The organism is Pseudalkalibacillus sp. Hm43 (assembly GCF_054170705.1).
In genome coordinates this window covers 1,554,208-1,566,881 of sequence record NZ_CM135129.1, presented here as the reverse complement: position 1 = coordinate 1,566,881, position 12,674 = coordinate 1,554,208, and the positions used below count along the sequence as shown (strand labels likewise).

Here is a 12,674-nt window from a genome sequence, read left to right as displayed (position 1 = left end):
CTCTACTATACATATTTCACGTCATTTTCATGAACAAGGTAAATTCTGAAGTCACCTTTCAATTCAAGGTACCCAGAATCATACCTCCAGATGACAATGTATGTCTTACCTCGATAGATCACCTTATTCCCTTTGTGCAACACCTGGGATTTCCTCCTCACGTTGAAACCTCAACTTATTACAGGAAGCTCTGTACTGATTAAATTGATATCGTGGGACAACAATTTCTGATTGGCTTCAAGCAAGTTTTGGAAGGCATTCGTATGGTCCTCTAATGTTTCATAACAGATCGCTTTTTCTGATTTGACCAATGCGAGCCATGAATCGTTCTTTTTGGTATAAAAAATAGATTCAGCCGTATTGAATTCTTTGATGGCTTCTTTGAATTGTTCTTTTTTCATGAGGATCTTGCCGAGTACATAGTGACATTGCGCATGTAAGTGGGATTTCGGTTCAGCCAGTTCCAAGCCGGATTGGATGTAATATTCCGCAAGCTCAACATCATTGATGTACAGATAGGATAGAGAGAGCTCATAGTAGTTGTTCACTGCCAAGGTTTTATAATTAAGCTCATTCGCTTCATCTAAGCAATTATGGAGTTCTTTCAAGGCTTGAACCGCTTTATCTTGTTTACGGTACAAGATTCCGAGGTTGATCTTGGAGCCGACGTAGCGGTGTGTTTCTTCCTCAGAATTGAAATACTGGATTGCGGCTTTCGTAGAGCCGATGCCGGCTGCAAACTTCCGCATATATAATTCAGCAATTCCCTTCAGCATATAGAAATGACCATTGGAAAATTGAATTTCATTATCGTCCATGATGACAATCGCTTCATGAATGACATCCAGTCCTTTTTGGAATTCTCGAATGCGACAATAACATAGCGCAAGGTTATAAAGGATGTTGATTGTTAGGAGTCCATCTACCTCAGCATGATACGTGTTGATGAGAGCGGACGCACGGAGGGCAGCTTCAATTCCTTCTTTATAATTTTCAAGCTTCCGGTTGGATAAGGATATGTAATAGTAAACTTCAACAATTTCGTTTGTATCCATAGATGATAAATAAGAGAGTGCTTCACGATAATGTTCTACAGCCTCTTTATCTCGATTGAGTTTTTCGCAAATGCGACCCAACAATTTATAAGCGAGCCACTTTTCAGGGAAAGGGACATTCTCTATATGAATGAGTTCCTGCAAGCGACTTTCTGCTTCGTCATATTTCGCGACTTTGAACAGAGTCTTACATATATTGAGCCCTCTTTTAATGTCTTCTGGAGTTGTCACGGGTAATGAGGCATCGCGGATTTCACCTAAGAGATCTCCGACAGAAACACCCAATTTTTGTGACAAATACTCGATTGTCCGCAGGGAGGGGGTGGTCAGGTCTCTTTCAATCAGGCTTAACATAGCACGGCTCAATTGATCCCCAGCTAAATCCCCTTGTGTCAATCCTAAATCTTTCCTCAATCTCTTAATGCGTGTACCAACACTACTTTCCAAATTCAATCGCCTCCCATACCCATTTTACCATTAATGTAAATTTATTAACACAATTTTTGAATAATTAAATATATTAACAAAAAAGTTATTGACAACGTAAAATGTTAAATTTAAGATAAAAATGTAAAAATATTCAATTATTTGGAGGTGCTCTATGGAAAGAAGGTTAAAAACAATTGTAAAGAGTGTAAGTGCAGGTGCGATGGCATTGGGGATCGCATTCGCAGGTCACAGTGTCGACCTAAGTGGAAATGACACGAGTCGTGCGGAAGAAAGCCCAATCATCGTCAATTCAGACCCCGTTTGGCCGGATAATGACCCAGTATGGCCAGACAGCCCACCCATCGCTAGTTCTGACCCAGTATGGCCCGATGCTCCAAGCAACCCCGATGGAGACCCAGTGTGGCCGGATTCCCCTGAAAAACCTGAGAACGATCCAGTATGGCCTGACAGTGATGTAACAGCCAGCTCCGATCCAGTATGGCCAGATGATGAACCACGTTCCGTGTAACAAGTTCCACTGAAATTCTTCATTTAATTTCCTCTGAAGTAAGTGAAATCCCCAACGTGAGTCGATTCTTTTTTGCACCCGAATATTAATGAAAATCACTTAACCTGTTCGTGGATTCTTCACATATGAAAGAAGAAAAAAAGGAGAATGCTAAGGTCGGCTCGAAAATAGAGTCGACCTTTGTAATTTTATTGAGAGGAGTACCGACTATGAAGAAAATCCACGTTGCATCCGCCATCCTTTTTGATGAAAGTGGAGAGCGGGTCGTTATGGTAAAGAATAAAAAGGAAGATTCGTACTTCTGGAGTGTACCGGGTGGTGCTGTTGAAGAAGGTGAAACAATCGAACAAGCAGCGGTCAGGGAAACGAAGGAAGAAGCAGGACTCGATATTGAAATTACTGGGCTGCACTCAGTCCGTGAAACTATTTTTCAAGAACGCGGACATCAAGTGGTCTTCTTTCATTTTTACGGAAGAATTATTGGAGGAGAATTAAGAAGTGCTGATCCCGATAACGATATCTTAGAAGTTGAATGGGTTGATTTAAAGATAGCCAATGAACGTATGGATTACTTGCCGGAGTCCTTCAGAATTACCGGACCAAACAAGGGAATTCCGTACTTCTATCAAGGCGTCGTTTAACACTCGTGATTGTATTTCTTTTTGAACAAGAGGGCGTTGATCGTTCCACCGATGATCAAGGTTTGTGCGGTCAAGTACAGCCAGATCATCAGGATGATGAGCGTTTTGACATTCCCGTAAATGAGTGAATATTGACTATACCGTACATAGAAGGAGAAGCCGACGGAAATCAGTTGCCAGAGAACCGTCGCAGTAAGCGCGCCAGGTAACACTTCAATGAACTTCAGCCGCGCTTTTGGCACAAAATGATAGAGTACATAAAAGAACACGAACAGGACGAGACTTCCGACGATCCATTTGATCGGATTCCAAAACGTGATGATGAAGGTAAACAACCACGCATCTTTATCGATGAAGTTGAGGACGATGCGCTCTGCGACTGGTACCAATACCGATATGACCACAACACTGATGAAGGCGAACGTGAGTAGTAACCCTTCGAGCAGTTGGATGATGAACGACCTTTTTGTCGTTTGAGGATAGCTTTCATTGAGAATTCTCGAAAAGGATTGAATGGCGAACGAAGAAAGCCAGATGGAAGCAAGGAAACCGAACGTCATCAAGTTCTCTTCCTGGTTGGCGAAGATTCCAGTCAACGTTTCTCTAAGAAAGTAGATCGTTTGTTCAGGTGCATATGGTTCCACAAGGTCAAGCACGGAACCTGTGTTTAACGGGAGCTTCCCGACCAGAGTGATGACGACAATGAGAAATGGAAAAAGAGACAACAGGAAATAATACGACATCTGTGCAGCAAGGTCGTAGATTTTACGATTGAAAAATTCTCGGTAAAGTGCTTTTACCAGCCAAAAGACAGTACTCACAGATCATCCCTCATTTTCATCACTATGCTTGGTATAACCAAAAAGAAGGAGTTTATGAGAGGAGAGATCGTTTTTATTTGATTGTGCAGGTCAATGCGTAGTGCTCGCTCCAAAAATAAAAACCCATTCATGAGAATGAGTTTTTCATCGAATATAATTTATTTGATGACATGTGGGGTTTTATATTGCTTATAAGCGTCGAGCACTGCTGCTAACAATACGGATTGCGTCTTCCCGTAATAGTGATTCTCTATTTCCTTGTTGATTGCATTCAATCCATCACGCATACTTAAGCCCTTAATCAGCCTTCCTAAATAGTTTTGGGCATGTGTGGTGTCGAGTGTACAGTCTGCCCAGACTATGACACCATACAATTTATCTACTTCTAAAGTTACTGTAACGGACTGATTTAAGTCGTTCAAAACCATGCTGTTTGGTAGACGTGCACTTCCAGAAATCAAAAGTGTATGGGACATCGTTTTCCTCCTAGAAATATGACGAATTAATTCTCACGTATATATTTGACATAATAGTTTTGATTCCTTCATTAATTTAATCGTTCTCATTCAACGATTTCAGCCCGTTAGAAAAGGGTAAGGTTTGGAGAAGGAGGGATTGATGTGCGGTTAGCGACTGTACGTATTGGAGACGTGGAAAGCGCGGCAATCATAATTGACGAACGTGCGATTTTGATTGCCGAGGTGAACAAATATTTGAATATCAAACATCCGGAAACGGTGTTCGAACTCATCCAGCCGGAGGCATTCGGCTTGTTGAAAAGCTGGTGGGAAACCTTGGATAAAGAGCGGCTTGTCGAGGACATCGGACATCCAGTGGAGGACATCCAGTTTGCCCCTTTATACCGGCATCCGAGAAAAATTTGGGGCATCGGCTTGAATTACGTAGAGCATGCTTCGGAATTATCGGAGAAAGCTCCGTCGACGGAACCTGCAAGTTTTATGAAGCCGGACACGACGATTATAGGGGCAGGTGATGCGATTGAAATTCCAGAGCAATCGGAGCGCACAACGGCTGAAGCGGAGCTCGGCGTTGTGATTGGTAAGACGTGTAAAAACGTATCGGAGGAGGAAGCTGCTGATGTGATTGCGGGTTTTACGACGATCATCGATATGACGGCAGAAGATATTTTGCAGCAGAACCCGAGATACTTAACCCGATCGAAGAGCTTCGATACGTTTTTCAGCTTCGGTCCGGAACTCGTCATACCTGATGAGGTTGATGATCTCGATAGTCTCCAGGTCACGACGGTCATCAATGGCAGTGTGCACCGATTCAATCAGGTGAAAAACATGACCTTCGATCCGTATCATCTCGTCAGTTTCCACTCGAAAGTGATGACATTACATCCAGGGGACATCATTTCAACCGGGACGCCAGGTGCTGTCGTCATAAGGGATGGAGACGTTGTGGAGTGTCAGATTGACGGCTTTCGTCGATTGGTCAATCCGGTAAAAGATCTGAAGGCAAGAAAGGGAGAGGCGATAGATGGACTTACAACTGAAAGGTAAAAGCGTCATTGTAACAGCAGGCAGTAAAGGCTTAGGCAAAGCGACAGCGATGGAATTCGCAAAGGAAGGCGCACACGTTCTGATAGCGAGCCGGAACGAACAACAGCTGCAGCAAGCGAAGGAAGAGATTTTCAAAGAAACACGCAACGAGCATGTGGACTATGTCATTTGCGACATCACAGATCCGGATCAAATCAATCACCTGGGGGACTATGCGGTTGAGAGGAACGGCACAGTGGACGTGCTGATCAACAATGCGGGTGGACCACCGGCAGGCAGGTTTGAAGATATGCGAGACGAAGACTGGCAGAAGGCGTTCGAATTGAACCTGTTGAGTTTTGTGAGATTAACGCGAAAAGTCATCCCACATATGCAAAAGCAACAGAGTGGACGAATCGTCAATTTCGCTTCGTCCTCAATCAAGCAGCCCTTGGATAATCTGATCCTTTCGAATACATTCCGCGCTGGGATAGTGGGACTGGCGAAGAGTCTGTCACAGGAGCTGGCAGAGTATCAGATTCTCGTCAATACGATTGGACCGGGACGTATTGCTACCGATCGGGTAGCGGAACTTGATGAAATCCGTGCTGGAAAGCTCGGCATTCCGTTAGAGGAGCATGTGGACAATACAGCTAAGAAAATCCCACTTCAGCGGTACGGAACCCCAGAAGAGTTTGCAAAAATGGTCGTATTCCTCGGCTCAGGAGCGAATACCTACATCACCGGCCAATCCCTGCTAGTCGATGGCGGAATGGTCAAGGCTTTGTAAAATAATGAAGGGAACTTCCAGTCGGAAGTTCCCTCAATTTATGGATGATGCGGTTTTTGCGAGGTGCGAAGTCCGATTTTCGTCGATATCGCACCCCGAAATCACCACTAACTACACAGTCTTCGCCCCCAGCAAGTACTGCTTCACGACGTCCGCAAACCGGTCGGCTGCTTCATAGTGAGGTGTATGGCCGCATTCTTCAAAATGAATGATCTCACCATATTCGGCATCTTGTTCGAAAGCAGCAATATGGTGCTCACACGTGACCGCATCGTGTTCCGCCGTCATCAACAGCATCGGTCTTTTCACTTTATTCAAAGTCGGAAGAAGGTTTTCAAAGATTTTCCCCTCTTCCCGTAAACGAGTGTAATGCACCTCGGAACGGTCATACAGCTCATCGACTTCCTCATCCGTATAGCCCGCCCAGTAGTCCGTTGGGTTATCGAAGTTATACGTGTAGATTTCCATCCGCTTTTCGCCAAGTTCATCACTTAACGGCAGGTAGGACTCTACAAAATCCCTTGGCGCCAGATCCTGTTCAATCAAATCCAACGCTTTACGCGCGGATTCCGGCTTCCCATACTTTTCGAGCAGGCGAGCCGTTTTCTTCAGCAAGAACTTGGAAGTCAGCTTGAAATCGAACGTCGGACATTCGAAAATGACCCGTTCAACCGACTCGGGATACTGGCTCACATACGAAAGCGCAAGGTAACCCCCGACCGAGTGCCCAAGCAAGGACCATTTCTCGATGCCGAGCGCTTCTCTCAACGCTTCACAATCATCGACCAGATCCTGAAAGCCGAATGATTCACCTTTTTCAATTAACGCAGAACGGCAAACGCCCCGCTGATCAATGGCAATCAGGTAAAAATTGTCCTGCAATCTCTCCGGTTGGTGGGCGGAGAAATCGTAGCAGCTCTCACCAGGTCCACCGTGCAAGTAAAGGAGAGAAGGGTTCTCTTTCGATCCGTAGGTTTCAACGTAAAGGTCTTTCCCACGGATATTCATCAATTTTCCATTCAATGACAACACCTCATTTTATCGTTCTGCCCAACTACTTCTCGCCAACACCCGCGATTCCTTTTTCCAAAACGGACTGACCATAAGACCACTGACAAAATAGAGGGCGGAGCTCAAGTAGAAGATGAAATAGATCGTGAAATAGTCTGCCAAAAATCCCCCAGCAATGATGGCAAATGCAGAGAAAATGGATGTCCAGAAATGATAGCGACCGATTTTTACCCCACGATCTGCTCCATCCGAAAATTCCGCCACCATGATCTTTTCCCCGTGCTTTTGCAATGCACCGAACATTCCGAGCAAGAGCTGGATGACATACACTTGAGCAATGCTCGTCACATGCGGCAAAACGAGCAACAACCCAGCCATCCCCCAGGCATGAACAACAAGGAAGAGCCGGTGGTCCACTTTAGAGGAGAGCCGACCGATCACTGGGTGGAGCAAGGCAGAGCTGAGACCGAACAGCCCATAGGACAACCCGAACTGGGCGAAGCTCGAACCCACATTTTTAATGAACAGGATGTAGAAAGGGAAGATCAGACTGCTCGCAAAAAAGACGCTGCTCTGTGAGATGATGAGACCTTTCAGTTTCAATGCATTCATCGCTTATACTCCTCATAGAAAAAGTTGGTGAACCGCTCCTCCGGATCATACTTCAGCTTCTTTCGGAAAAATTCATCCGCACGCGGATAGGCTCGGTGAAGCTGCTCCCGGGTCGGGTAGGACATGTACGGCAGATAATAACTGCCACCGTGATCGAGGGTTACGTCGACCATCTTACGAACGATCTCCTCGGTCTTCTTCTGTTCCTTTTCAGATAATCCCTGGTTGATCAAAAGGACGAGCGCAAACATCTCTTCATCGGAATAGGACAAGACTGGTCCTTCCTCATGATTGACGTAGCGGACTGTGATATTAAGAAGGTTCAAGTCCTCTTCAGAAAGGACATCCCTCAGGTCGTCGATGTAATCAGCGAACCCATCCACTGGCACGAAATATTCTTGAAGGACGTCGGTGTCATTCTCTGCTTTATACTCCAAAAACTTCGACTCCCCGCGCATCGCATTGTTTCGGGTGATCAAGTCTCCATCCACCTGTTCAAAATACGCCTTCTGCAACGACCAGAACGAATTTTTTCCCCAATTAAAATCTCGTGCAAGGCCGAGCGCGAACTTCGTGACACCCGTCAGTTGTTCCTTTTTCAACGTATTATGTTCGCTGAGTGTCCCGTCCGCGCGCAAATAATCGGTCACATACATCTCCGTTAAAAAGGAGTCCGGAGCAGTGGAGATCCGTGCCAGGTGGAGCTGTGCATCGGGATCACCTTCTACCTCTGTCTTGAAATACTCCGAGTAATCCTTGTAATCGAGCGTTTTGGTCCTCATTTCGTAAAGCTCATCGTCCGTCAGTTGAAGCTCGACATCCAATATGACACCGAACAGCCCGTAGCCGCCGAGCGCGAGGTAAAAAAGCTCTCGATTTTCATCTCTACTGACATTCAGAATCCGTCCATCTGCTGTCAACAGGCGGAAAGATCGAACCGTACTGATCAGCGAACCTTTCCGGATATCCCTTCCATGCGCGTTGACACTGATGGAGCCTCCCACAGTGAAAATATTTTGGGACTGCATGACCTGAACCGCAAGGCCATGCGGGTTTATGTACTGCTGGATATCCTCCCAGGTGGCACCGCTCTGGACTGTGATCGTCTTCTCCTTTTTATCAAACTCTAAAATCTTGTTAAATCCGGTCATGTCAATGACGACCGAATCATGATAATACGTGTGACCGCCCATGCTATGTCGTTTACCGGCTATGGACACTCGGAGGTTCTTCTCTTCAGCCTCCTTAAGGACTTCTCGGATACTTTCAAACTCAGAACCTTTCACGACACGGTCGACTTTGACCGGCATAAGCTTAGACACATCTGTCATATATTGATTTGATGAGCTGGTGGTCGGTTCATGTAAAGAGTATGCAAAAATAGTGCCATAAAGGCCGATACAAATAAGAAGGATCAAAACTTTTTTCATATGAGCGCTCCTTTCTCTAAAAGGGATAAATAAATGTATTTAGTGTAATTTTACACTATTCGAAGGAATCTTCAATACCTAAATGGAAAATAAAAACAGAGTGGGGTGTGGTGGCATGGTTAAAACGCTGCGCATTGGGATTTTTTTGAGTATATTGTTCATGACGTTTCTGACGTGGAACCCTTCTTCAGCACAAGCATGCTCGTGTGCTGTTCCGCAATCGGCAGAGAAGGAGATGGAGCGATCCGACGCGGTTTTTACCGGAACGGTGACCAAAATAAAAAAGGTCGGCATGGGCCTCTACAGTCCGAAGAAGGTCTATTTTGATGTTGAGAAAACGTGGAAAGGACAGAACAAGTCCAAGATGTTCGTCGTAACGGGTATTGGCTCAGGAGATTGTGGGTTCAATTTTGAAGTCGGGCAGGATTATATCGTTTACGCTACAGAATCCAATGCGTACACGAACACTGCTGTATTAACGACGACACTCTGTGATCTGACGAGCAATCTATACGAAAAGGACGCCAATCCGCTTCATCCCAAGAAAGTGATTTTTCCGCCTAGTGAAGGGAAAGTGCCACCAAAAAGTCCTCCATTAGAAGAAATGGTTATGTATGCAGGAGTCTGGGCAATCTTCACTTTGTTCACAGGACTCGTTCTGTGGAAGTTTATCAAGTAGAAGACAATGAAATGGGCGCAAACAACCTGGAACTTGGGTGTGGGAGTTCAACCAGGACGCAATCCGATTTTATGAAGCGATGGGCATGTCGACACAAGTACGTAGGATGGAAATGAAGATTCAATAACGTAAAAAGGAGGTATGTATGCCTGGGTTATTGTTCCCATTAGTGATACTATTAGCTGTCATTCTTATCAGCCATGATGAATTAAAAAGGTATGCGCCCGTTAGGCTGCATACCTTTTGTTTAACTTATTTACCAGGGAGTGGGACGCCGACAGACCAATCGTTTACAGAGTCTGTGTCATTGTTGACGTCAGAGCGGTAAATCGCTTCACCTGTTCGTGCAGTGATGTTCCATCCAGAAACGTAGTTCTCGTAAGCTACGAAATCAATTTCAGCCCCAGATGGTGTCTGAAGAGATACTTGATCACCGGAGTTACCAAGCGCAAGGTTCATACCTGAAACATCCGGATTAAATCCGAATAGGCTATTGAACCCTGAAGCATCACGAGCAACGACGAGATATTGACCCGGATCGATAGTCGTGCCGTTCGGTAAGTTGAATGTACTGTAGTTGTCTTTCAAGATATAGCCGCTGATGTCCAATGTTTCGTTGGAAGTATTATAGATCTCCAGGTATTCTCCTGCACTGTCGGATCCTTCTGCATCGTAATACACTTCCTGGATCAACAATTCGTCAGAAGCTGTTCCGCCACCACCAGAGCAATCACATGTGTATCCAGCTGATTGAGCGTCTTGTTCTGTGAAAAAGAAAACACGGTCTTCAATCGGGACTTGTGTATAATTCAACGGGGTGACATATTCTTTCGTAAAATAATTTCCTACATATTTGTCTGGTTGGTCATTGAACATACGGTCACGGTATTCGAAAGGAAGTTCTTCAAGTGGGTTGGATGCATCCCATACACCGACATTGTTGTTCATTGCAGTCAACATTGCGCCACGGTAATCTTCGAATTTCGCATCTTCAAAAGGCCAGATGAAGTAAGAAATCGCATGTCCATTTTCAAGGATTGCACGGTTGACGTCCATATTCCCTTTGAAAACATAAGCAAGCAAACGTCCGAATCCATCAACTTCTTCTTGTCCTGTGACGAGCGTAATCTGTGTACCGCTTGGAAGAATGGACTTCAAATAATTTGTTGCTGCGTTTCCATGAGGATCGATTTGATTGCCAGGGTCTTTTCCGTTTGAAACGAATGTCTCAGGTGTATCGATTCCTAGGAAACGAACTTCGTCAGCTCCTCTAACTGGGCTCTGCAGCATGATGGTGTCACCATCTTTTACGTAATCGACTGTTGCTGTGTATGTACCTGCTTTCGCCGTTTCCGTATCAATGATGGAAATCGGCACAATCATGACTGCCACTAACATCCAAATGCTTAAAATCTTCTTCACTACAAAAAACCTCCCCAAATTGTTTGGTATTGCCCAATAAATGTAACAAAAGGATGTAAATGCTGTATAAAGCAGTTGTAAAAATCGATAGTGATGACTTTTGATACAGAGAAGGGTGTAGAAATCTTCTTTTCAACTGGATGAACGCCTCGAATGGACCATTTAAATATGACTTTCATCATCTTTTATATAAGAAAAAGATCAGAATAGAGACCAATGGCTCAAATTATTGAAAATTTACAAACGACTTTGTAGAAATATAAACTTTCGACAAGAAATTTGTCAGAATGTTTTTCTTGTCCAAAAGTGGGTATACTGGTACGATAAAGATAATTATTTTTGTTCGGATAGATATTTTATTTATTAGGGCAAGAATAGTAATACAATGTGCTTAATGTGCTATAGGAGGCAACAAAATGGAACAAGGTAAAGTAAAATGGTTCAATGCTGAAAAAGGTTTTGGTTTCATCGAGCGTGAAGGTGCTGACGATGTATTCGTACACTTCTCTGCAATCCAAGGTGACGGATTCAAAACACTAGAAGAAGGTCAAGACGTTTCTTTCGATATCGAAGAAGGACAACGCGGACCACAAGCTGCGAACGTACAAAAAGTTTAATCTGACTAAACCAATAGACAGGCCCCTCAATCGAGGGGCCTGTTTTTTGTTAAGAAAGTTTTTTTCAGCGCTAAATTGAAGTTTAAAGTTGGAAGCTTCCGGTAAAAGAGAAATTGTATAGGATAAAAAGGAGGCGGCTCAAAAAATGGCACATGAAAAATATCAATCTGTCGTAAGTGCTCTACATGAATGTATGGAAGCTTGTAACCATTGTTATGATGTATGCTTGCAAGAAGACGATGTGAAAATGATGGCGGACTGCATACGTCTCGATCGGGAATGTGCAGATATGTGTTCATACTTAGAACAAGCTTTAGTCCGAAACACGCCGTTCGCGTCTGAACTGGCTGCAGTATGTGCAAAGATTTGTGAAGCTTGTGGAAACGAATGCAAGAAACATGACCATGACCACTGTCAGAAATGTGCAGAAGCATGCTTCAAATGTGCGGAGGAATGCAGAAAGATTTCCTAAATCGAACCACAATGAGAAATGCCTGTCGTCCAAAGGGATGACAGGCTTTTTAGTGTTTATTTGTGTGACTTGATGATCTCATCAATGATCCCGTAAGACTTTGCTTCCTCCGCACTCAGGAAATAGTCGCGATCTGTATCTCCAGCCACTTTTTCAACAGGTTGACCGGTACGTTCTGCAATGATGTGATTCAGATGCTCCCTTAATTTCAGGATCCTTTTAGCGGAAATTTCAATATCAGTCGCTTGACCGCGAGCCCCACCTAGAGGCTGGTGAAGCATGATTTCGCTATTCGGTAACGCATATCGTTTCCCTTTCGTGCCTGCGAGCAGCAACATCGCTCCGAAAGATGCGGCCATCCCTGTACAAATCGTACTGATGTCCGGTTTGATGTATTGCATGGTATCGAATATCGCGAAGCCAGCGGAGGTCGAACCTCCTGGACTGTTGATGTAGAGGGAAATATCTTTATCAGGGTCGTCAGCAGCCAGAAATAGGAGCTGTGCGACAATGCTGTTGGCCATGTGATCGTTGATTTCGTCACTGACCATGATGATGCGGTCTTTCAATAGTCTTGAATAGATGTCATACGAGCGTTCACCGTGATTAGATTGTTCAATGACATAAGGAATCGTTGCCATTTAGAGTCCTCCTTCAA

The 12,674-nt window shown here is 44.5% G+C and carries 15 protein-coding genes; 7 read left to right on the top strand and 8 right to left on the bottom strand.

What is annotated here, in order from left to right; all coding sequences use genetic code 11:
• Window positions 1-170 precede the first annotated feature (170 nt).
• A complete protein-coding gene (locus ACXQIQ_RS08330; protein ID WP_439299226.1) occupies window positions 171-1,502 on the bottom strand; it encodes a helix-turn-helix domain-containing protein in 1,332 nt (443 codons plus the stop codon).
• 154 nt (window positions 1,503-1,656) lie between these two features.
• Here ACXQIQ_RS08330 and ACXQIQ_RS08325 point away from each other — a divergent pair, with 154 nt between their 5' ends.
• A complete protein-coding gene (locus ACXQIQ_RS08325) occupies window positions 1,657-2,013 on the top strand; it encodes a hypothetical protein (RefSeq protein ID WP_439299227.1) in 357 nt (118 codons plus the stop codon).
• Between the two features lie 209 nt (window positions 2,014-2,222).
• Window positions 2,223-2,654 carry an NUDIX hydrolase gene (locus tag ACXQIQ_RS08320; protein ID WP_439299228.1) on the top strand — a complete coding sequence of 144 codons (432 nt, stop codon included), beginning with the start codon at window positions 2,223-2,225 and terminating at the stop codon, window positions 2,652-2,654.
• Here the strand turns inward: ACXQIQ_RS08320 and ACXQIQ_RS08315 are convergent.
• Together ACXQIQ_RS08315 and ACXQIQ_RS08310 are read right to left on the bottom strand one after the other, a co-directional pair.
• The gene (locus ACXQIQ_RS08315; protein WP_439299229.1) at window positions 2,651-3,475 is read right to left on the bottom strand and encodes a YihY/virulence factor BrkB family protein; all 825 of its coding nucleotides are present in this window, start codon (window positions 3,473-3,475) and stop codon (window positions 2,651-2,653) included. The genes ACXQIQ_RS08320 and ACXQIQ_RS08315 overlap by 4 nt on opposite strands.
• Before the next feature lie 158 nt (window positions 3,476-3,633).
• The gene (locus ACXQIQ_RS08310) at window positions 3,634-3,951 is read right to left on the bottom strand and encodes a DUF3870 domain-containing protein (protein WP_439299230.1); all 318 of its coding nucleotides are present in this window, start codon (window positions 3,949-3,951) and stop codon (window positions 3,634-3,636) included.
• A 144-nt stretch (window positions 3,952-4,095) separates the two neighbouring features.
• Here ACXQIQ_RS08310 and ACXQIQ_RS08305 point away from each other — a divergent pair, with 144 nt between their 5' ends.
• Both ACXQIQ_RS08305 and ACXQIQ_RS08300 read left to right on the top strand, forming a co-directional pair.
• Complete coding sequence (locus tag ACXQIQ_RS08305; RefSeq protein WP_439299231.1) at window positions 4,096-5,004, top strand: fumarylacetoacetate hydrolase family protein; 909 nt, start codon at window positions 4,096-4,098, stop codon at window positions 5,002-5,004.
• Window positions 4,982-5,773, top strand: coding sequence for an SDR family oxidoreductase (locus tag ACXQIQ_RS08300; RefSeq protein ID WP_439299232.1), 792 nt, complete (start codon window positions 4,982-4,984; stop codon window positions 5,771-5,773). Before ACXQIQ_RS08305 ends, ACXQIQ_RS08300 begins: the two co-directional genes overlap by 23 nt.
• 111 nt (window positions 5,774-5,884) lie before the next feature.
• On the opposite strand, the gene ACXQIQ_RS08295 is transcribed toward ACXQIQ_RS08300, so the two are convergent.
• The 3 genes from ACXQIQ_RS08295 to ACXQIQ_RS08285 are packed head-to-tail and all read right to left on the bottom strand — an operon-like array spanning window position 5,885 to window position 8,826.
• The gene (locus ACXQIQ_RS08295; protein ID WP_439301912.1) at window positions 5,885-6,781 is read right to left on the bottom strand and encodes an alpha/beta fold hydrolase; all 897 of its coding nucleotides are present in this window, start codon (window positions 6,779-6,781) and stop codon (window positions 5,885-5,887) included.
• 30 nt (window positions 6,782-6,811) lie between these two features.
• The gene (locus tag ACXQIQ_RS08290) at window positions 6,812-7,396 is read right to left on the bottom strand and encodes an MFS transporter (RefSeq protein ID WP_439299233.1); all 585 of its coding nucleotides are present in this window, start codon (window positions 7,394-7,396) and stop codon (window positions 6,812-6,814) included.
• Window positions 7,393-8,826: an FAD-binding oxidoreductase gene (locus ACXQIQ_RS08285; protein ID WP_439299234.1), complete on the bottom strand. Its 1,434-nt coding sequence runs from the start codon at window positions 8,824-8,826 to the stop codon at window positions 7,393-7,395. Before ACXQIQ_RS08285 ends, ACXQIQ_RS08290 begins: the two co-directional genes overlap by 4 nt.
• A 115-nt stretch (window positions 8,827-8,941) precedes the next feature.
• Here ACXQIQ_RS08285 and ACXQIQ_RS08280 point away from each other — a divergent pair, with 115 nt between their 5' ends.
• The gene (locus ACXQIQ_RS08280) at window positions 8,942-9,505 is read left to right on the top strand and encodes a hypothetical protein (RefSeq protein WP_439299235.1); all 564 of its coding nucleotides are present in this window, start codon (window positions 8,942-8,944) and stop codon (window positions 9,503-9,505) included.
• A 252-nt stretch (window positions 9,506-9,757) separates the two neighbouring features.
• Here the strand turns inward: ACXQIQ_RS08280 and ACXQIQ_RS08275 are convergent, their stop codons facing one another.
• A complete protein-coding gene (locus ACXQIQ_RS08275; protein WP_439299236.1) occupies window positions 9,758-10,927 on the bottom strand; it encodes a lamin tail domain-containing protein in 1,170 nt (389 codons plus the stop codon).
• A gap of 416 nt (window positions 10,928-11,343) precedes the next feature.
• On the opposite strand from ACXQIQ_RS08275, the gene ACXQIQ_RS08270 reads away from it, so the two are divergent.
• Together ACXQIQ_RS08270 and ACXQIQ_RS08265 are read left to right on the top strand one after the other, a co-directional pair.
• Window positions 11,344-11,544 carry a cold-shock protein gene (locus tag ACXQIQ_RS08270; RefSeq protein WP_226548119.1) on the top strand — a complete coding sequence of 67 codons (201 nt, stop codon included), beginning with the start codon at window positions 11,344-11,346 and terminating at the stop codon, window positions 11,542-11,544.
• Window positions 11,545-11,689: 145 nt separating this feature from the next.
• Complete coding sequence (locus tag ACXQIQ_RS08265) at window positions 11,690-12,016, top strand: four-helix bundle copper-binding protein (protein WP_439299237.1); 327 nt, start codon at window positions 11,690-11,692, stop codon at window positions 12,014-12,016.
• Window positions 12,017-12,072: 56 nt separating this feature from the next.
• Here ACXQIQ_RS08265 and clpP read toward each other — a convergent pair whose 3' ends face one another.
• Entirely contained in the window at window positions 12,073-12,657 is a 585-nt protein-coding gene (gene clpP / locus ACXQIQ_RS08260) for an ATP-dependent Clp endopeptidase proteolytic subunit ClpP (RefSeq protein WP_439299238.1), read from the bottom strand.
• Between the last annotated feature and the right edge of the window lie 17 nt (window positions 12,658-12,674).